Here is a 20522-nt window from a genome sequence, read left to right on the forward strand (position 1 = left end):
TCCGATTCCCGCGCCGGTTCCAACGGTCGTGGGAGGTGGCGGGCCGTTCACCTGTTCCCGCGGAAGACGACCACCAGCACCCGCAGCCCCAGGATGGCGCTGACGAGCAGGAGGTTGTAGCCGATCAGCTGGTGGAGCCCGACGCCCGGGGTGACGCGCGGGCCGGTGTCGGCCCCGAGCAGCAGCGCGGCCATGAGGCCCGTGGTGGCCGCCAGCACGGTGAGCAGCACCTGGTGGAGCATCCCGGTGACGTGCCGCCGGTCGCGCTCGTCGGAGAAGAGACGCACGTTCAGGCTGAAGCGGCCGTGCTCGGCCGCGTCGGCGATCCGCTCGATCCGGCGGGGCAGGCGGCGCACCATGGGAAGCAGGCTGAGCACCTCCCGGGTCACCTCGTCCCGTACCCGCTGGTGGTCGGGGCGTTCGGTGAGGTGACGGAGCGAGAACGCGCGTGCCTCGGTGACGATGTCGAACCCGGGAGCCAGCCGGGCGAGCGTGCCCTCGATCGTCGCCAGGGCCCGGAACACCGCGGCCACCTCGGGCGGGAGGGACAGGCCGTGCGAGGAGACGATCCGGAAGAGCCTGCCGAACATCTGCACGTCCGGAGGGGTGCCGGCGAGCAGGTGCCGGGCCATGAACCGGCCGAGCTCGCGTTCCAGCCCCCGCTCGTCGATCTCGTCCGGCCTCGGCACCACCTCCAGCAGGGCGTCGCTCACCCCGAGCGGGTCCCCCCGGTCCATCGCGCCGAGCAGGCGTCCCAGCGCGTCGCGCAGCGAGCCGTCGAGCCTGCCCACCGAGCCGAAGTCGAGCAGGGCCAGGCGCCCGTCGGCGAGGAGCATGAGGTTGCCCGGGTGGGGATCGGCGTGGAACACCCCGTGCAGCATGATCTGGCGCAGCAACGTGTCGAGCAGGGTCCTGGCGAGCTCCTGCCCGTCCTGCCCGTCCTGCCCGCCGGGCGCGGCGGCCCCCAGCGGGGTGCCGTCCAGCCACTCCATGACGAGCACCCGCCGCCCGGACAGCTCCGGGTACGGCACCGGCACGTGGACCGGCTCGCCCGCGGAGACCGCCGCCACGGCGGCCATGTTCCCGGCCTCGATCCGGAAGTCGAGTTCCTCCCGCAGCGCGTCGGCGAACCCCCTGGACAGGTCGGCGACCCCGAACGCGCGTCCCCACCGGGTGCGCCGTTCGAGCGAGCGGGCGAGGCGGTCGATGATGTCGAGGTCCTGCTCGACCACGGTGGCGATCCCCGGGCGCTGGACCTTGACCACCACCTCCTCGCCCGTCCGCAGCCGGGCGCGGTAGACCTGCGCGACCGAGGCGGCGGCGAGCGGTTCGCGGTCGAATCCGGCGAACGTCTCCTCCACCGGCCCGCCCAGTTCGGCCACGAGCACCGGCTCGATCTCCGTCCACGGCGCCGAGGCCGCGCTGTCCTGCAACAGGCGCAGCTCCTCGACGAACTCCACCGGCAGCAGGTCGCTCCGGGTGGACAGGATCTGGCCCAGCTTCACGAACGTGACCCCGCCGTCGTCGAGGGCCTCCCGCAGCGACCTGGCCAGGCGGGCCCTGCTGGAGGACGCGCCGAGGTCGGGGTCCCGGCCGCGCAGGTACGGCCCGAGACCGTGCCGTACGAGGATGCGCGTGATGCGGAGGTAGCGGCGCGAGCGGGTCAGGTGACGGCGCAGCCTTCCGGCCAGTTCCAGCGGTCCCGGAAGCGATCCGGACGGTATCAGGGCCTCGGCGATCACCAGGGGTACCAGCCCGGCGAGCAGGGCGCAGACCACGGCGAGGATGAAGAACCAGATCGGGGTGACACCCGGGTCGTCCGGGGCCACCGTTCCCGCGAACGCCTTCATGAGCGGCCCGGCGATCAGGAGCACGAACGTTCCGGCCAGCAGCGTACGGATGGTCCCGAACCGCAGGTCGAGCAGGCGCCGCGCGGCCACGGTGAACGCGGCCACCAGGACCAGCACACCGATCACGAGCGTCAGGGGCGTTAGAAGGTCCACATTCATTCCGTTCGCTCCGTCGTGTTCGGGTGTTCGTCGTGAGGGTGAAGGTCCGGCACGCGCCCCGGCCCGTGGCCCGGCGATGTCCGCGCCCCATGTGTCCTTGACGTGCGGACGTGGCACGCGGACACGTGGCACGCGGACACGGCGCGGAAAGCATGATCGACCGCGAACAGACTAGATGACCCGCTTTGAGGACAAAGGGGTTCCGGTTGAGGACAAAGGAGTTCCGGGCAGGCCGAGGCGACTCGGTGATCGGCCTCCCTCGAACCGGTCCGGTACAAAACGCGCCCGAGACGGACGAGACAGGGCGGGAAGTCCGGGCGAAAGCGATGAGCCGGTCCGGCGCGGAGGGCTCCAGAACAGACCAGGACAGGGTGAATAGTCCGGGCGGAACGTGATGAACCGATCCCCCGAAACAGGCCGGGACAGGCGACGAGCGCGAGTGGGACACGATCCGGCGACATTCCGAAACGCGACGTGTTCGACATGAAAAGGAAACGCGGACCACCTCTCTTCCCGGACATGGGGAGAATCATCATGAAACCGCCACGAACATCGGCTCCGCAGACCGAAGAAGATGCGCAATATCTTTGGAAGACAGAGCGAGGAAATTTTCGTTTACCCTCCCGGAAACGAAATTCCACACCCTCGGAAAGGAGGACGTATATATTTTTCACGCTGTCAAGATCGCGCCGTCGACGGAGACGCCAGGAGCCCCGCCCGCAGCGCGCTGTTTTGATAAGGAGCATTCCGTATGCCATTGAAGCGACGATTCGCCCGGGTCACGGTCAGCTGCGCCTTCGCGGTGGCGGCCGTTCTGAGCCTCGGGGCCTTCGCTCCCGTACCGCCGAGCGTTCCGGACACCCCGCCCGCACCCCAGCCCAGGGAGGCCGTACTTCGACCCTGGGAAGCCGCACCTCAGTCATGGGAGCCCGCGCCCCAGCCCAGAGAGGTGGCACCGCCGCCCAGGCCCACCGTGCGCGCCCTGACGGCCGCCGAGATCCGCGGAAAGGGACTCGATAGATACATCGACATGTCCCGCCAGAAGGAAACGGTTCCCAGCATCATCGACACGGACCAGGAGCGGTTCACCAACGCTCTCCTTCCTCCCGCGAAGCGGCCGGGAACCCTCAGTCCCGCCAATACCGCGACGGGCTGCTGGTATCTCACGTCGACATATGGATACCCCGCTCTTCAGGGAAGCGCCTATCACACGTGGTGCGGTGACGGCATCCAGGTCACATACACCTCGGCCAGTTGCACCGGAAGCACGAATCTTCCCACCTATATCTACGAGGGCTGCCAGAACGTCCAGGCCTACGGGGTCGGCTGGAGTGTCTGGGACGTCACCGACAGATGGCGTTTCTGCACGTCCTACGACCGCTTCACCGGCGTTTGCTCCGCCCGGATATACCCGTGGCAGAAGAACCGCTACGGCGCCAACGGCCAGGTCTGGCTTCTCGGCTGGGGCAACTAGGGCGGCGTCCTGAGTTCGGATCCTCAGGCGGGCTGGAGACTCTGAAATCCATCACCAAAACGGTGCCTCACGGGTGAATCCGGCAAGGCGGCTCTCCGGGAACTCGTCGAAGCGGAAGGCGGGCTCACGCCGTTCTGATCCGGGTGATGAGGCACTCAGTGGTGTCGCGGTCCGTCCAAAGGCGAGAAGGGGCAGCGGCCCGCGAACAGACAGACCTTGCCGGTCAGCGCTGGCCAGGCCGGTCAGAGCTGACCAGCCTGGCCACGAACAGTCCGGTCCGACCGCTTTCAACAGGGCCTCGCGTCGGCGCCGCAGCCGTCGACGCCCGGCCCGGGCCCCTCGCCCGGCCGGGCTGTCTGCCCCTTTCGTGGAGCCCTCCCGGATCAGAACGGCCGCCACCGCGAAGACGCAGCTGACCGCGACCTGGGCGAATCAAGGTCAGGCCACACCGCGCGGGTGAGCCCACATCCTGATGATCCGGATCACGAACAGACCTAAGGCGCCACGGCCGGCTTTCTTGGAATTCATGTCATTCCGTGTCGTTCAGGGTCTCGAGAGTGGCCTCTGTGACGCATGGGCAGTGATCACGGAATACCCGACAAATGCTCCAGAACACATTCCCCTGGCCGCCGAACCGTAAATCAACAATAATACAACGACAGGAAATAGCGGAAAGCGGCCCGCCGAGGTTCGCATTCACACACGCAAGGACTTCACGTTGCGACCTTCGACCTACGGGTCGTTGAATTCACAGTGAACGCGCTTGGCGCACTTTGCGGGTGAAGACGGGAAATCCCGACGGGGGCGTCGGCGACCGTTACCTTCACGGGGGACCGGCGCGACGGGCAGGTCATGCGCTCCGCCGCCGTGGACGGCACCCTGGCCTGAGACACGGCGCCACACGTTGGCCCACACGTCCCTATCAGGCAGAAGCCCTGGGAGGCGACGGCCTGGACGAAGACCGGTGACGTGCTGCCGTCCAGTTCGGTCGTGCCGGGGAAGACGGCGACGATCTCGTGTACGCCTTCGGAAAGGGGGGCGACCGTCAGCTCGGCGTGGCCTGTGCCGTCGAACTGGGCCGTACCCAGGCTCATTCCGTCACTGAAGAATTCGACCGGGCCGGTGGGGACGATCCCGCTCGGAGATCTCACCGTGGTTCCACCGAGCTCCGTCGGGATGGTGGCGTCAGGGGGGCGGGAGGCGGCGTCGTTGTAGGCGGCGAGCTGATCCACCTGAGCCTGTGCGGCGGCGGCGTCGGCGAGGTGGAGGGTTCCGATCAAGGTGCCGGGCGGGAAGCCGGTCACCGTGGCGCCGGGACCGGTCCCCAGATCTCCGGTGACGACGGTGGGCCCGGTGTTCGTGACAGAGGCCCCGCCCAGTACCGCGAAGTCGGCGGCCGTGCGACCCCTCGCGAGGCTCGGCCGATGCCCCGCGGACTAATTTCATCACTTGTTGACTTCTTTTTCTCTCCGACTTAACCTTGCGACAACGCATTAGTTGCAGTGATGCAAGGAGTTGTCCCATGGACCCCGTGGACGGCGCGGAGCGTGACCGGCTGGCCGACGACATCGGCGATCTCCGGCGGGCGCTGATCCCCGGTCTGCTGCTCCACCTGCTGAGCGGGTTCGAGGGCGACGAGCCCTCCATGATCCAGGTCGCCACGCTCTACACCATCGACGAACCGGCCGCCCCGACCCTCCGCGAGCTCGCCGAACGGATCAGCCGGTCCGTCTCGGCCACCAGCCGCCTCGTCGACCAGCTCGTACGGCGAGGGCTGGCCGAGCGCCGGGAGGATACCGGCGACCGGCGGGTGCGGCGGATCGCCCTCACCCCGGCCGGAACCGATTTCCTCCGCACGTTCGAGCGCGTCCGGGCCGACGCCCAGCTCGAAGTCATGGCCCATCTGACCGCCGAAGAACGCGAGCTCGTGACCCGGGCCATGACGCTTCTCGGCGAAGCCTCAAGGAGACGACGCACCCATGCCCAAGCCGCTCATCCCGCTCATCCTGAGATTCGGTGACATCGGGGCGGAGATGCTGCCCCTGGTCGGCGGCAAGGCCGCCAATCTCGGCGTGCTCACCACCGCCGGGTTCCCCGTTCCCCCCGGTCTGTGCGTCACCACCGAGGCCTACCGCAGGGTCACCGAGCGGGCCGGGCTGGAGGAGGTGCTCGCGGCGCTCGCCACGACGGCCTCCGGGGACGTCCCCGCCCTGAACACGCTGGCCGCGAAGGCCCGCGAGCTCGTGCTCACCGCACCGGTCCCCGACGACATCGCGAGCGCCGTACGGGGCAGCGCGGACGGTCCCGTCGCGGTCCGCTCCTCCGCGACCGCCGAGGACCTGCCGCACGCCAGCTTCGCCGGGCAGCAGGACACCTACCTCAACGTGATCGGCGCCGACGCCGTGCTGGACGCGGTCCGGCGGTGCTGGTCCTCGCTCTGGACCGACCGGGCCGTCGCCTACCGGGCCGCGAACGGCATCGGCCACGACACGGTGCGCCTGGCGGTGGTCGTCCAGGAGATGGTCCAGTCGGAGGTGGCCGGGGTGATGTTCACCGCCAACCCGGTCACCGGGCGGCGGCGCGAGGCGGTGATCGACGCCAGTCCCGGTCTCGGTGAGGCCGTGGTCTCCGGCGCGGTCAATCCCGACCACTTCGTGGTCGACACCGCCACCGGCCGGATCACCGAACGCCGCCTCGGCGACAAGCGGCTGGCCGTACGGTCGCTGGCGGGCGGCGGCGTCGAGCACGTCGAGGCACCCGCGAGCCCCGCGACCTCCCCGGCGTCCAAGGGATCCACAGGGTCCGGGGGATCATCCACGGGGTCCACGGGGGACGCCTGCGTCACCGACGCGCAGCTGGCCGCGCTGGCCGCGCTCGGTGACCGGGTCGAGCGGCACTACGGGACGCCCCAGGACACCGAGTGGGCGATCGACGCCGGTGGCGTTCTCTGGCTGACCCAGTCGCGTCCCATCACCACGCTCTACCCGATCCCCCACCACGCCGAGCCGTCCGCGGATCCGTCCCCCCTGGCGGGCGGCACGGGCGCGGAGGGAACCGGCGCCCTGGACACGCCGTCCCGGGGATTCGAACCCGACGGCACGCGGGTCTACTTCTGCTTCAGCCTGGCCCAGGGCCTCTATCGGCCGATCACCCCCATGGGCATGTCGGCCTTCAGGCTGCTGTCGTCGTCGGCGTTCGGGATTCTGGGCATCCCGGTGGCCGACCCGGTCGCCGGTGCCCCCGCCGTCGCGGAGTCGGGCGGGCGGCTGTTCTTCGACGTCACCGGTTTCATGCGCGGCAGGGTGGGCCGCGTGGCCTTCCCGAGGGTGCTCGACGTGATGGAGGCCCGGTCGGCGAAGGTGCTGCGCGGCCTGCTCGACGATCCCCGCTTCAGCGTCACCCAGCCCTCGCTCGGCCCGCCCCTGCGCCGGGCGGTCAGGATCGCGTCCCGCTTCCGTGTTCCGCAGCGTGCCGTACGGGCCCTGCTCAACCCCGCGTCGGCGCATCGCGATGTGGAACTGCTGGGCGCGCGCCTCCGGAGAGAGCTGGCCGCGCCCGGGGACGCCGGCCCGGCACAGCGCCTCGACCATGTCGAGCAGGTGCTGAGCCGTCAGATCTTCCCGCTGCTGCCGGCCATCGCTCCGGCGGCGGGAGCCGGGTTCGTGATGCTCGGCCTGGCCGCCAAGGTGCTGGGTGACCGGGCCAGGCCCGGCGATCTGCAGACGGTCCTGCGCGGGCTCCCGCACAACGTGACCACCGAGATGGACCTGGCGTTGTGGCGGCTGGCCACCCGCATTCGCGAGGACCGCGAGTCCGCCTCCCTGCTGCTGGACACCCCCGCCGCCGAGCTGGCCGAGCGCTTCCGCGCCGGGTCGCTTCCCGGCGTCGCGCAGCAGGGCCTGGCGGACTTCCTCTCCGTCTACGGCGTCAGGGCGGTCGCCGAGATCGACCTCGGGCTGCCGCGCTGGGCGGAGGACCCGACCCACATCATCGGCGTCCTCGCCAACTACCTGCGGCTGGAGGACCCGGCCCTGGCTCCCGACGCCCTGTTCGCCAAGGGCGCCGCCGAGGCCGTTCTCATGATCAAGACGTTGAGCGGGCGCGCCGGAGGTCTGCGCGGGCGGTTCGTCCGCTTCGCTCTCGGCAGGACCCGGGCGCTGGCCGGCCTGCGGGAGATGCCCAAGTACGCCATGGTGACCGCGCTGGCCGCGATGCGGGCCGAGCTGCTGGCCGTCGGCGTCGAGCTGGCGGCGCGCGGGCTGCTGTCCCGTGCCGACGACGTCTTCTTCCTGACCTTCCGCGAGGCCAGGGCGGCCCTCGCCGAGCTCCCCGCCCAGGAGACCACGGTTTCGGCCACCCAGAAACCCTCGGCTCCGCCCGCCCAGGAAACCACGGTTCCAGCCACCCAGGAAGCCACGATTCCGCCCGCTCAGGAAGCCACGGCTCCGCCCGCCCAGGAGACCTCTGATCCGGCCACGGCCGGTCACGCGCCCGGCGCCGGGCCGGCCCTCTCCTCCGCGCCGGCGCGGACCGCCACCTCCCCGTCCGGCGAGGCCGCGCGACTCGCGCCGGCGGAGCTCGTGGCACGGCGGCGCGAGGAGGCCGCCCGCGAGCTGCGTCGCAGGCACGTCCCCCGCGTCCTGCTGTCGGACGGCACCGAGCCGGAGGCCGTCGCCGTACGGACGCCGGTGGACGGGGCGCTCACCGGCACCCCTGCCTCGGCGGGCACCGTCACCGGTGTCGCCAGGGTCGTCCTCGACCCGGTCGGCGCGCACCTGGAGCCCGGGGAGATCCTGGTCTGTCCCTCCACCGACCCCGGCTGGACGCCGTTGTTCCTCACGGCGGGCGGCCTGGTGATGGAGATGGGCGGTGCCAACTCCCACGGCGCCGTGGTGGCCCGCGAGTACGGGATCCCGGCCGTGGTGGGGGTGAGCGGGGCGACCGAGCACATCGCCACCGGCCAGGAGATCACCGTCGACGGCGCCTCCGGCGCCGTCACCACCACCTGACCGGGCGCGCAGCCCATTCGCGGCTCGCTCGTGGTCCACATGGGCGAGACTGCTACCGGCGGTGCAGCCGGAGCACCTGCCACGCTGTCTCCAAGAAGCCGTCTCCAGTCGTCCGTAGGAAACCGTTCTCAAGAAGCCGTCCTCAAGAGGCCGTCATCGGGAAGCCGTCCTCAAGGTGACGCCGTCGAGGAGACACCTCCCGGAAAGGCGGGGATCATGCCCTCCACCCAGGTCGCCGTACTCGGCGAGTGCGTCGCCGACGCCTTCGCCACGAGCGGCGTCTCCCCCACGGACAGCGCCCCGACCTCGGGCGGCTCCACCACGGGCGGCTCCACCACAGGCGGCCCCTCCCTTGACGGCTCCGCCGCGCAAGCCCCCGTCACGAACGCCCCGGCTCCGAACGATCCCGCCCCGGACGCCTCCCCCGCGACCGGATCCTCGACAGCCGGATCCTCGACGACCGGCTCCGCGACGGGTGACACCCTCACCCCGGGCGGCGCGCGGGACGAACTCGTCCTGCGTGTCCTGCCCGGCGGGGGCCCCGCGAACACCGCGGTGGCCCTGGCACGCCTCGGCACCGCCACCCGCTTCCTGGGACGTCTGTCGGGCGACTCCTTCGGCGCCCTGTTCCGCGCGCACCTCGGCGCCTCCGGGGTCGACCTGACCGGCTGTGTCGACGCCCCCGAGCCGAGCACCCTGGCGGTGGCGACCCTGGACGAGTCGGGGCGGGCCCGCTACTCCTTCCACGCCGACGGCGCCGCCGACTGGGCGTGGAGCGCGGCGGAGCTGACCGCCGAGCGGATCGGTGACGTCTCCTGCCTGCACACCGGCTCGCTGGCCCTGGTCCGCGCACCGGGCGCGGAGGTCGTCGAGGAGGCCCTGGCGGCGACCGCGGCCCACGCCACGATCTCGATCGACCCCAACGTGCGGGCCGTGCTCGTCGCCCCGGCGGTCTATCGGGAGCGGATGCCCCGATGGTGCGCGCTCGCGGACATGATCAAGCTGAGCGACGATGACCTGGAGCACATCCACCCCGGCGAACCGGCCGAGCGGGTCTGCGACACCTGGCACGACGCGGGGGTTCGCCTGGTCGTGGTGACCCGCGGCCCGCTGGGGGCGCTCGTCTCCGTCGACGGCGAGCGCGCCACGGTCCCCACCCCGCCCACGGAGGTCGTCGACACCGTCGGCGCCGGGGACTCGTTCACCGCCGGGCTCCTGCACCGGCTGCACGCCTCCGGTCTGCTCGGCGGGCGGCTCGACCGGCTCGACCTCGACCGGGCGGTGGACGCCGCGACCTTCGCCGCCCAGGTCGCCTCGCTCACCTGCTCGGCGGCCGGGGCCAACCCTCCGTGGGCGCGCTAGCCCGCGGATCCGCCTCCCCTCGCCGGGGGCGTTAGGCGGCGGATCCGTCTCCCCCGTCGGGGAGCCAACCGGTGGATCCGCCTCTCCGTCCCCGTGACCCGGCCGACCGGCCCTCCCCGGTGATCGTGCCGGGTCCCGTCGCATGCCTTCGAACCGGCGGCCCGGCCGCCTCACAGAGGCCGAACACCCGCCGAACCGGGCCGCGCCGACGGCCGGGGACGCGGTGGCCGATTCTCACTCGTCGTCGGATGACCAGGGTGGTCGAGTCCTCCTGGTCACCCGACGACCGGAAAGACCTGCCTGACGGCTTTGCAACGGTCATCACCGAATGTCATTTACAGACTTGCAAAAACCCCGTAACCCTCGCAAGCGACCATGCACGATCTGATTCGGCTCGTACATGCAAAAACCCCACCAATAGCGGACGTAAGCACCGCTGGGGCATTGCGCTCGAAGGGAAAAAGATGCGCTTGTACGCGCAGGTCAGGGCACGGGCACTCGCCGGAACCACGGCTGCCGCACTCGTCTCCACGATGCTCTTCGCCGGACCCGCCCACGCCGACCCGCCCGTATCGGGAACCGGTGAGGACGGTGCCTGGTCGGTCGAGACCGTGGAGGGTGGATACAAGATCACACTCCGGCTCGACGAGCCGCTCCCGGTACGGGACGCCATACCGGAACTCGCCGTCGACGGCGCCTCACTCGGCCCCGCCGTGGAGTCGCCCGACGGCACGACCCTGACGGTCACCACCTCCGACCCCGGGGCCTCCGCGCCGACGTCCGTCGACGTGGCCTGGAACGGCGAGGTCCCGTCGGAGGCCGCCCCCACCGCGAGGATCGCCCCCGAACCGGCGCCCTCCCGGCAGCAGAAGAAGCAGAGCACTCCCCCTCCGACGGTCGACCCCGCGGCCCCCGGGCCCTACACGGTCGTCCACGACGAGTACGACCTCGGCGACACCGCCATCACCCTGGCGGGCCTCGGCGGCAGGCAGGCCGAGATCCGCGCGAAGGTGTACCTGCCGAAGGAGGCAACCGGCGAGCTCCCCCTGGTCGTCTTCCAGCACGGCCGCCACTCCGCGTGCTACAACCCCGTCACGCGCCAGACCTCGAACACCACCTGGCCGTGCCCGGCGGGGCAGCAGCCGATCCTCAGCTTCACCGGATACGACGGCCCCGCCGACGTGCTCGCCAGCCACGGGTACGCCGTCGTGTCGGTCAGCGCCAACGGCGTCAACGCCGCCGACAACCCGTTCAGCGAGGACCGGGGCGCCCTCGCCCGCGGCGAGGTCGTCATGCGCCATCTCGACCTGCTCGCCGGCGCGGCGAAGGGGACGGGCGACGGCAAGCTCGTCGAGCTCTTCGAGGGCCGTCTCGACATGGACGACATCGGCCTGATGGGTCACTCGCGCGGAGGTGAGGGCGTCGTCAAGGCGGCGCTGCTCAACGCCGGGCGTCCCACGCCGTACGGGATCAGGGCGGTCCTCCCGCTCGCGCCCACCGACTTCGCCCGTGCGACCCTGCCCAACATCCCGATGTCCGTCTTCCTGCCGTACTGCGACGGGGACGTCTCCAACCAGCAGGGCCAGCACTTCTACGACGACTCCCTGTACGCCTTCGAGAAGGACGAGGCGTCCCGCTCCGCACTCATGATCATGGGAACGAACCACAACTTCTTCAACACCGAGTGGACACCGGGCGTGGCCGTCGCCCCTGCGTCCGACGACTGGAGCAACCGGAACGACCCGGTGTGCGGCAGCACCGCCGCCCCCGACCGGCTCACCCCGGCCGAGCAGTACGCGGTGGGCACGGCGTACATCGCCGGGTTCTTCCGCCTCGTCCAGGGCGGGGAGCACGGGCTGCTCCCGCTGTTCGACGGCAGCGGCGCCGTCCCGGTGTCCGCCGGGCGCGCGGTCGTCCACACGGTCGCGCAGGCCGAGGCCGACAAGCGCCTCGACGTGGCTCCCTTCACGTCGCCGTCGTCGCCCTTCACGGTCTCGGGGGCGGCGACCGGCGTGGTCTGCGCCGGCATGCTGGACCGCTCGCCGCAGAGCGGCGTGCCCACCTGCGCCACCAGGCTGACCACGTCGCAGGCGCCGTCCTGGACACCCGCGACGTACGCCGGGAACGTCACCGCCACGCCGGTCCTGCGGTTCGCCTGGACCGACACCACCGGCGAGGTGAGCGTCCCGCTGCCCGCGGAGTCGCGGAACGTCAACGGCCGCGACGCGCTCACCTTCCGCGCCGCCCTCGACGAGAACACGACGGGGAGCGCCGACCTCGCGGTCACCGTCGTCGACGGTCGCGGCGCGACCGACACCGTGCTGGTCTCCAGCGTGAGCGACGCCCTCACGCCGTTCCCCGGCGCGGTCTCACCGCTCCCCAAGACGTGGCTGCGGACGGTACGCGTCCCGATGTCGTCCCTCGACGGGGTCGACCTGCGTGACGTGCGGGAGGTCCGCCTCACCGGCGCGAGCCCGACCGGCGGTGTGTACCTGGGCGACCTCGCGTTCTCCGACGTCCGCGTGGGCAAGGCCGAGCTGGACGAGCTGCCGCAGGTCTCGCTCCAGGGTCTCACCGTTCCCGAGGGCGACGGTCCCGGCGCCGCCACCATGACGCTGACGCTGTCGGGACGGAGCAAGAAACCGGTGACGGTCAACGTCCAGTCGATCCCCACCGGCACCACGCCGGTCATCACGGCGCTGGCCCAGCAGGTCGTCATCCCCGTCGGGGCAAGGTCGGCCACCTTCCAGGTGCCGATCGTGGGCGACACCGCACCGGCGACGGCCGTGCAGTCGTACCAGGTGGTCGCGTCCGTGCCGACGAACGCGACGATCGGGAACGGCTTCGCCCGCCTCGTCGTCACCGACGACGAGGCTCTCTGACCTCGGACCGAACAGGAAGGACAACGGGCACGGCTCACGGAGCCGTGCCCGTTGCCGTGCGTCAGGCCGGACGAGCCCCCGCCCACGCCACCGCTCCACGCCGTCGGTCCACCACCCCGTCGCGCCACACCACCACTCCACGCGGTCGCGCCACGCCACCGGTCCACAGCGTCGCGCCACGCCACCGCTCCGCCCCGTCACTCCACGCCGTCGGTCCGGCGAACACCCGGCCCGCCACACCGGTGACGTGGGCCGCGACGCGGCCCGCCGTGACCTCCCCGCCCGGGGCACCCACCCCGGAGTCTCCGGGACGAACGCGAGGCCCGTGCGTCCACCCGGAGCGGCGAACGGTTCAAATGTAACGGTCCAGCTACAGAGTCGCCACGCCTTCTACCTGCGCATATCTGAAGATGTCAACTCGTTACCTCGCAATAAGGTGCACATCGGACACGTGCGTGTTACAAACCTCATTAGTTAATTGCTGAGACAAACGAAAGGCGGTGCCTCACGTGAACCAGGAGTACAACGTCCCGTACACGGCCGGCACCGCCCTCCCGACCAGCTCTCCCATGGTCCGTCAGACGAACCTCTCGTTGGTCCTGCGCCACCTGCGCGACCACGCGTGCCAGTCCCGGGCCGACATCGCGGAGGTGACCGGCCTGCACCGGGCCACGGTCTCCAACCTGGTGTCTCAGCTGGTCGATCGGCGACTCGTCCAGGAGGTCGACACGGAGCACGTCGGCGCGATCGGCCGTCCCCGGCGACCCCTCGCCCTGCACGGCGCGCACATCGGCGCGCTGGGTCTGGAGATCAACGTCGACCACATCTCGGTTCACGGGTCCGACCTCGGAGGCCGCGTCCTCGTGGAGCGCCGGGTCGGTTTCGATTCGGTGGCCGGCGGGCCGGACCGCGCGCTGCGCGTGCTCGGCCGGACGGCGCTGGAGGCAGTCGAGGCGATGGAACGGGCCGAGGCGGTTCCGGCCGGCCTCGGGGTCGCGGTGCCCGGCCTGGTCGACGTGGCCCGCGGCGTCGTCACGTTCGCGCCCAACCTGGGCTGGCGCGACCTGCCGCTGGCGGAACGGCTGTCGGCCTCCCTCGGCCCGTGGAGCGTTCCAGTCTCGGTGGACAACGACGCCAACCTCGCGGCCGTGGCCGAGCACACCTCCGGCGTCGCCGCCGGCACCCCCCATCTCGTCTACCTGACCGGTGATGTCGGCGTGGGCGGCGGCATCTTCGTCGACGGCAAGCTGCTCCGCGGCGCGGACGGCTTCTCCGGCGAGGTCGGGCACCTGCCGGTCGACCCGGGCGGCGCCCGCTGCGGCTGCGGGCGGCACGGTTGCTGGGAGACCAAGGTGGGGCTGGCGGCACTGGTGCGGACGGCCATGCCCGACCGGGCCTACCAGCCGGCCGATCCGCAGGTGTCCGACCCCGAGGGATACGCGACGGAGATCGCCGGAGGACTGGCCGCGGGCGACCGCCGGATGATGGACGCGGTCGCGCGGGTGGGGCGGTGGCTCGGGCTCGGCGGCTCGATCCTCGCCAACCTGTTCAACCCGCGGGTCATCGTCGTCGGCGGTTACTTCGCCACGCTCGCCGAATGGCTGTTACCCCATGCCCAGGCGGAGCTGGAAAGACTGGTCGTGGCCGGCTCCGCCAACCAGTGCCGGTTCGTCGCCTCCGACCTCGGCTTCGGCGCCGCCTCACGGGGCGCCGCGAGCATGGTGGTCAACCGGCTCATCGACCATCCGACCATGATCATGGATCCACCCCCCCGGCTGTCGGTCATCTGACGGCCCCCAAAAGCCTGGAGGCGGCACCCTCCAGCCACTGCAGTACACAACCTCATGTCACAAGTGGCACCAGTGCGGCGGCGCGCGCTTTGCCTGACACCCCCCAGTCAGGGAAGGAATCACCCATGTCACCACGTTCTCGAACGTGGGCCAGGTTCTCCACGATCCTGCCAAAAACCGAAAACCGTTTCCTACGCCGGACGGCGACGACGGTGGCTCTCGCCCTCGTCGTGCCCCTGATACCCGCCTTCACACTCCTGGCGTCACCGGCGAACGCCTCCACGACCCAGGCGTCGTCGGCGAACGCCGCCGACCCCGCCTTCAAGGTCCTGGTCTTCTCCAAGACCAGCGGCTTCCGGCATGACTCGATTCCCGAGGGAATCGCCGCCGTCCAGAAGCTCGGCCAGGAGAACAACTTCGCGGTCGACACGACCGAGGACAGCGCCCAGTTCACCGACGCCAACCTGGCCAAGTACCAGGCCGTCATCTTCATGTCCACGACCGGTGACCCGGTGACCACGCCGGACCAGAAGGCCGCCTTCGAGCGCTACATCCAGGGCGGCGGCGGCTTCGCGGGCGTCCACGCGGCCTCCGACAGCGGCTACAACTGGGAGTGGTACGGCAAGCTCGTCGGCGCGTACTTCAAGTCGCACCCGGCGACCCAGCAGGCGACGGTCGTCACCGAGGACCTCGCCCACCCGTCGACCTCGCACCTGCCGACCTCGTGGACCCGCGTCGACGAGTGGTACGACTTCCAGGCCAACCCGCGCAACAACGTGCACGTGTTGCAGTCGATGAACCAGAAGTCCTACACCGGCTCGACCCAGGGCATCGACCACCCGATCTCCTGGTGTCAGGACTACAACGGCGGACGCTCCTGGTACACCGGCCTCGGCCACACCAAGGAGAGCTTCGTCGAGCCGAACTTCCTGAAGATGCTCCTCGGCGGGATCAAGACCGCCGCGGGCGCCGAGAAGGCCGACTGCTCGGCCTCGCAGAGCGGCAGCTTCGAGAAGGTCACCCTCGACGACAACACGTCGAACCCGATGATGACCGACATCGCCAAGGACGGGCGGGTCTTCTACATCGACCGCCTGGGTGACGTCAAGATCATCAAGACCAACGGCTCGACCGTGACGGCCGGTCACCTGAACGTGTTCACCGCCAACGAGAGCGGTCTGCTCGGCCTGGCGCTGGACCCGGACTTCGACACCAACAAGTGGCTGTACCTCTTCTACTCGCCGAACGGCCAGAACGTCGACCGGCTGAGCCGGTTCACGGTCAACGGCGACGCGCTCGACTTCGCGAGCGAGAAGGTCGTCCTCAACGTGCCGGTGCAGCGGGCCGAGTGCTGCCACCACGGTGGCGGCATGCTCATGGACCACAAGACCGGCGACCTGTGGCTCGCCACCGGTGACAACACCAACCCGTTCGCCTCGGACGGCTACACGCCGATCGACGAGCAGTCGGGCCGGTCCGCCTGGGACGCGCAGCGCACCTCGGGCAACACCAACGACCTGAGCGGCAAGCTGCTCCGCATCACCCCGCAGGACGACGGCACCTACACCGTGCCGTCCGGGAACCTGTTCCCCGCGGGCACCGCCAAGACCAAGCCCGAGATCTACGCCATGGGCTTCCGTAACCCGTTCCGCATGGGCCTGGACCCGAAGACCGGCTTCCCGATGGTGGCCGACTACGGACCCGACGCCGGTGCCGCGAGCGCCACCCGTGGCCCGCGAGGCACCGTCGAGTGGAACCTGGTCAGCAAGCCGGGCAACTACGGCTGGCCGTTCTGCGTGGGCGACAACACGCCCTACATCGACTACAACTTCGCCACCAAGGCGTCGGGCTCGGCGTTCAACTGCGCCGCGCCGGTGAACGACTCCCCCAACAACACCGGTCTGACCACGCTGCCCGCGGCGATCGCGGCGTCGATCCCGTACACCAGCGCCACCAACGCGAACTCCTTCCCGGAGCTCAACGGCGGCGCGCCGATGGCGGGCCCGGTCTACCGCTACGACGCCGACCTGCAGTCGACCGTCAAGTGGCCGGCCTACTGGGACGGCAAGGCGATCTTCGGTGAGTGGAACACGAACAAGATGTTCTCGTTCCAGCTCAACGAGGCCGGCAACGCCCAGATCAAGATCAACCAGATCCTGGGGGGCATGAGCTTCAAGCGCCCCATGGACATCAAGTTCGGTCCCGACGGCGCGCTGTACCTGATCGAGTGGGGCTCCGGCTTCGGCGGCGACAACGCCGACTCCGGCATCTACCGCATCGAGTACGTCAAGGGCGTCCGCCCGCCGGTCGCCCGCGTCACCGCGGACAAGACCGACGGTCCGGCCCCGCTGACCGTGCAGTTCTCCAGCCAGGGATCGAACGACCCTGACGGCAAGCCGATCACCTACTCGTGGGACTTCGACGGCAACGGCACCGCCGACTCGACCGAGGCCAACCCCTCGCACACCTACACCCAGGCCGGGCAGTACAGCGCGGTCCTGACCGTCACCAACGCCGACGGCCTCACCGGCACGGCGAACCTGCCGATCACCGCGGGCAACACCCGTCCGAAGGTGACCTTCGAACTGCCGCCGAACGGCGCGTTCTTCGAGTTCGGCGACCAGGTGAACTACAAGATCGTGGTCACCGACGCCGAGGACGGCACGGTCGACTGTGACAACGTCCAGATCCAGGCGTACCTGGGCCACGACAGCCACGGTCACCCGCTCGACCAGCACCAGGGCTGCGAGGGCACCATCCAGACGCTGTCCGACAGCGGACACGGCATCGACGACAACCTGTTCTACATCCTTGAGGCCAGCTACGCCGACAAGGGTGGCGCGGGCGGCGCCCAGTCGCTGACCGGGCGGGCCGAGGTCATCCTCCAGCCCAAGCGCAAGCAGGCCGAGCACCTCTCCTCGACCGGCCGGGTCGCGGACGGCACGGGCACCGACACCCCCGGCGTCCAGGCCGAGGCCGCCACCGACCCGCAGGGCGGCAACCAGAGCATCGCCTTCACCAACGACGGCGACTACTGGGCCTACACCCCGATCAACCTGACCGGCATCAACCAGGTGCGCCTCCGGGTCGCCTCGGGCGGCGCCGGCGGCACCGTGCAGATCAAGACGGGCAACGCCGACACCGGGACCCTGGTGGGCTCGGTCGACATCGCCCCGACCGGCGGCTGGCAGACGTACCAGGACGTCACGGTCAACCTGACCAACGTCCCGACGACGACCGGCCCGCTGTTCTTCATCGTGCGCAAGCCGGCGAGCGCGGCCAACGACGCCTACCTGCTCAACGTCAACTGGGTCGACTTCATCGGCCAGGGCGCCACGGACAACCAGCGCCCGACGCTCACCGCGTCGGCGACCCCGGTCACGGGCGTCGCCCCGCTGAAGGTCGACTTCACCTCGACCGCCACCGACCCCGACAACAACACCCCGCTCACCTACAAGTGGAACTTCGGCGTGAACGGCTCACCGCAGCCGGCCACTCCCAACGCGAGCTACACCTACAACGCGCCCGGCACGTACACCGCCACGGTGACCGTGGCCGACGCCAAGGGTGCCTCGACGAGCAAGACGTTCTCCATCAAGGTGGACCCGCCGAACAGCACGTGCCTCAGTGGTCGTTCCGACGACTTCCTGGGCACCGAGCTCGACCGGAACCGCTGGTCGGTCGTCCGTGAGGACCAGAACCTCAAGGTCGCGGACGGCAAGCTCGTCCTCCCGACGTCGCTCACCGAGATCTACGGCACCGGCGCCGGAACCACGACCAACATCGTGCTCCAGCCCGTGCCGCAGGGAGCCTGGACGGCCACCACCAAGGTCACGCTGAACGCCCGCGACGCCTACCAGCAGGCGGGTCTGATCGTCTACGGCGACGACGACAACTACGCCAAGATGGTGCTCCAGGCTCGGGGCACCAACGACCACGCGGCCCGCATCTTCCAGTTCATCCGGGAGGAGAACGGCACGCCCAACGAGGTGACGGAGAGCAACACCGCCAACCTCGGGGACGCCTACCCCGACACGGTGTACGTGCGGTTCATGAGCGACGGCACCAACCTCACCGCCCACTACTCCTCGGACGGGACCACCTTCACGGCGATGCCGCAGACGAAGGCCCTCGCCGGGATCACCAACCCGAAGATCGGCCTGCTCTCCCTGGTGAGCACGGGTACCCGCCCGGTGGTCGACGCGGCCTTCGACTGGTTCCACATCAGCCCCGACGACAGCGTGGTCAAGCCGGCGCCGAGCGACGAGTTCAACGGCTCGTCCATCGACACCTGCCGCTGGGACGCGATCGTCCGTGGTGACAGCGCGACCGCCCGGGTGGCCGGCGGCAACCTGGAGATCGACACCACCACGGGTGACATCTACGGAAGCACCAACGGCACTCCGAAGAACTTCATCCTGCAGACGGCGCCGAGTGGCGACTGGACGCTGGAGACGAAGGTCGACGGGTCGGCGCTGAACGAGCAGTACCAGCAGGGCGGCCTGCTCGTCTACGCCGGTGACGACAACTACGTGAAGCTCGACTACCTCACCGGCAACGCCGCGGGTTCGGCGGTGTCGCGCCGGATCGAGCTGCGCAGCGAGGTCGGCGGGACCGTCCAGAACCCGCAGCCGCAGACCGGCACGCTCACCCAGGGCGTCTGGCACCTGCGTCTGAAGAAGGAGGGCACCACCTTCAAGGGGTCCTACTCCGCCGACGGCACCACGTGGACCGACATCGCGCAGACGGTGGCGAACACCGCCGTCGGCAACGGCAAGATCGGCGTGTTCACCCTCGGCACCGCGCAGCAGGCGTCCAAGACGGTCAAGTTCGACTACTTCCGCCTCACCGGCGGGGGAACGGCCGACTCGACCGCGCCGGTGACCACGGCCACCCCCGACCCGGCCCAGCCGGCGAACGGGTGGTTCAACAGCCTGATCCTGGTCACGCTGGCCGGCGCCGACGAGGCGCAGGGCAGCGGTGTCGGCAAGACCGAGTTCCAGCTCGACGGCGGCGCCTGGACCACGTACCTGGAGCCGGTGGTCATCACCGGTGACGGTAACCACACCCTGGCGTACCGTTCCGTCGACAAGGCGGGCAACGTCGAGGCGACCAAGACGCTCGCCGTCAAGGTCGACGCGACCCCGCCCGCCACGACCGCGGACTTCCTCCCGGTCGGTCAGGACACGGTGCCGGTGACCCTCGCCGCGACGGACGCGACGTCCGGCGTGGAGAAGATCGAGTACGCCCTCGACAGCGGCGACTGGACGCCCTACACCACGACGGTCAACGTCACCGGTGTCGGCGACCACCAGCTGCGCTACCGCGCCACCGACAAGGCCGGCAACGTCGAGGAGACCAAGGCCGCGACCATCAAGATCGAGGACGGCAACACCGCGCCGACCATCCTCATCTCCGGTGTCGCGGACGGTACCGAGTACGGTGACAGCCAGGACCTCACCATCGCCTGGGAGGTCTCCGGCAACAAGATCAAGACCGTCACCGGCACGCTGGACGGCCAGCCGTTCACGTCCGGGACCGTCCAGCAGCTCCACAAGCTGGCCCTGGGCGAGCACACGCTCACCGTCACCGTCGAGACCGAGTCCGGCAGCAAGTACGAGCAGTCGGTCGCGTTCAAGACGGCCACCTCGACCGACGACATCTCCGCCCTGATCGAGCGTTTCGAGGCGGCCGGCCAGATTTCGGCCACCGGCGCCGCGAAGCTCCAGGACAAGATCTCCAAGGTCATGGTGTCCGAGGACAAGGAGCGCGAGCGCGACAAGAAGAAGATCGTCAAGAAGCTTGAGCGCTTCATCGAAGCGGTCAACGACCCGAAGATCGTCTCCGATGCAGCGGTGAAGGCCACGTTCCTGCGTGACGCCAACGCCCTGATCGTCGCGAACGGCGGCACGCCCGTGTAAGTGGGGCGACCGCCCCGACCTGGGGGCGCCGGGTCCCTTCCCGGGGCCCGGCACCCCCGATGGATCTCGTAGTCG

General features: G+C 70.1%; 9 protein-coding genes. 7 read left to right on the top strand and 2 right to left on the bottom strand.

Annotated features, from left to right (window positions below; genetic code table 11):
- Positions 1-47: 47 nt before the first annotated feature.
- Positions 48-2003, bottom strand: coding sequence for an ABC1 kinase family protein (locus tag ACFFRH_RS28755; protein WP_386160912.1), 1956 nt, complete (start codon positions 2001-2003; stop codon positions 48-50).
- A 1036-nt stretch (positions 2004-3039) separates the two neighbouring features.
- Between ACFFRH_RS28755 and ACFFRH_RS28760 the strand changes: the two genes are divergently transcribed.
- Positions 3040-3483: a hypothetical protein gene (locus ACFFRH_RS28760; protein WP_386160914.1), complete on the top strand. Its 444-nt coding sequence runs from the start codon at positions 3040-3042 to the stop codon at positions 3481-3483.
- A gap of 713 nt (positions 3484-4196) precedes the next feature.
- Here the strand turns inward: ACFFRH_RS28760 and ACFFRH_RS28765 are convergent.
- Complete coding sequence (locus ACFFRH_RS28765) at positions 4197-4862, bottom strand: Ig-like domain repeat protein (protein ID WP_344746904.1); 666 nt, start codon at positions 4860-4862, stop codon at positions 4197-4199.
- Between the two features lie 143 nt (positions 4863-5005).
- On the opposite strand from ACFFRH_RS28765, the gene ACFFRH_RS28770 reads away from it, so the two are divergent.
- The 6 genes from ACFFRH_RS28770 (at position 5006) to ACFFRH_RS28795 (ending at position 20447) form a co-directional block, all read left to right on the top strand.
- Positions 5006-5503, top strand: coding sequence for a MarR family winged helix-turn-helix transcriptional regulator (locus ACFFRH_RS28770; protein WP_344746891.1), 498 nt, complete (start codon positions 5006-5008; stop codon positions 5501-5503).
- Positions 5463-8492, top strand: a complete 3030-nt coding sequence (locus tag ACFFRH_RS28775) for a PEP/pyruvate-binding domain-containing protein (protein ID WP_344746892.1) — start codon at positions 5463-5465, stop codon at positions 8490-8492. Before ACFFRH_RS28770 ends, ACFFRH_RS28775 begins: the two co-directional genes overlap by 41 nt.
- A gap of 216 nt (positions 8493-8708) precedes the next feature.
- Positions 8709-9854, top strand: a complete 1146-nt coding sequence (locus ACFFRH_RS28780) for a carbohydrate kinase family protein (protein WP_344746894.1) — start codon at positions 8709-8711, stop codon at positions 9852-9854.
- 464 nt (positions 9855-10318) lie between these two features.
- Entirely contained in the window at positions 10319-12736 is a 2418-nt protein-coding gene (locus ACFFRH_RS28785) for an alpha/beta hydrolase (RefSeq protein WP_344746895.1), read from the top strand.
- 500 nt (positions 12737-13236) lie between these two features.
- The gene (locus ACFFRH_RS28790; RefSeq protein ID WP_344746896.1) at positions 13237-14526 is read left to right on the top strand and encodes an ROK family protein; all 1290 of its coding nucleotides are present in this window, start codon (positions 13237-13239) and stop codon (positions 14524-14526) included.
- 212 nt (positions 14527-14738) lie between these two features.
- Entirely contained in the window at positions 14739-20447 is a 5709-nt protein-coding gene (locus ACFFRH_RS28795) for a ThuA domain-containing protein (RefSeq protein WP_386160918.1), read from the top strand.
- Positions 20448-20522 lie beyond the last annotated feature (75 nt).

The organism is Streptosporangium vulgare (genome assembly GCF_042428775.1).
Classification (GTDB): Bacteria; Actinomycetota; Actinomycetes; order Streptosporangiales; family Streptosporangiaceae; genus Streptosporangium; species Streptosporangium vulgare.

Coding starts and splice junctions, on each gene's coding strand:
- ACFFRH_RS28780 (WP_344746894.1), top strand. CDS start 8,709: ATGCCCTCCACCCAGGTCGCCGTACTCGGCGAGTGCGTCGCCGACGCC.
- ACFFRH_RS28775 (WP_344746892.1), top strand. CDS start 5,463: ATGCCCAAGCCGCTCATCCCGCTCATCCTGAGATTCGGTGACATCGGG.
- ACFFRH_RS28785 (WP_344746895.1), top strand. CDS start 10,319: ATGCGCTTGTACGCGCAGGTCAGGGCACGGGCACTCGCCGGAACCACG.
- ACFFRH_RS28770 (WP_344746891.1), top strand. CDS start 5,006: ATGGACCCCGTGGACGGCGCGGAGCGTGACCGGCTGGCCGACGACATC.
- ACFFRH_RS28760 (WP_386160914.1), top strand. CDS start 3,040: ATGTCCCGCCAGAAGGAAACGGTTCCCAGCATCATCGACACGGACCAG.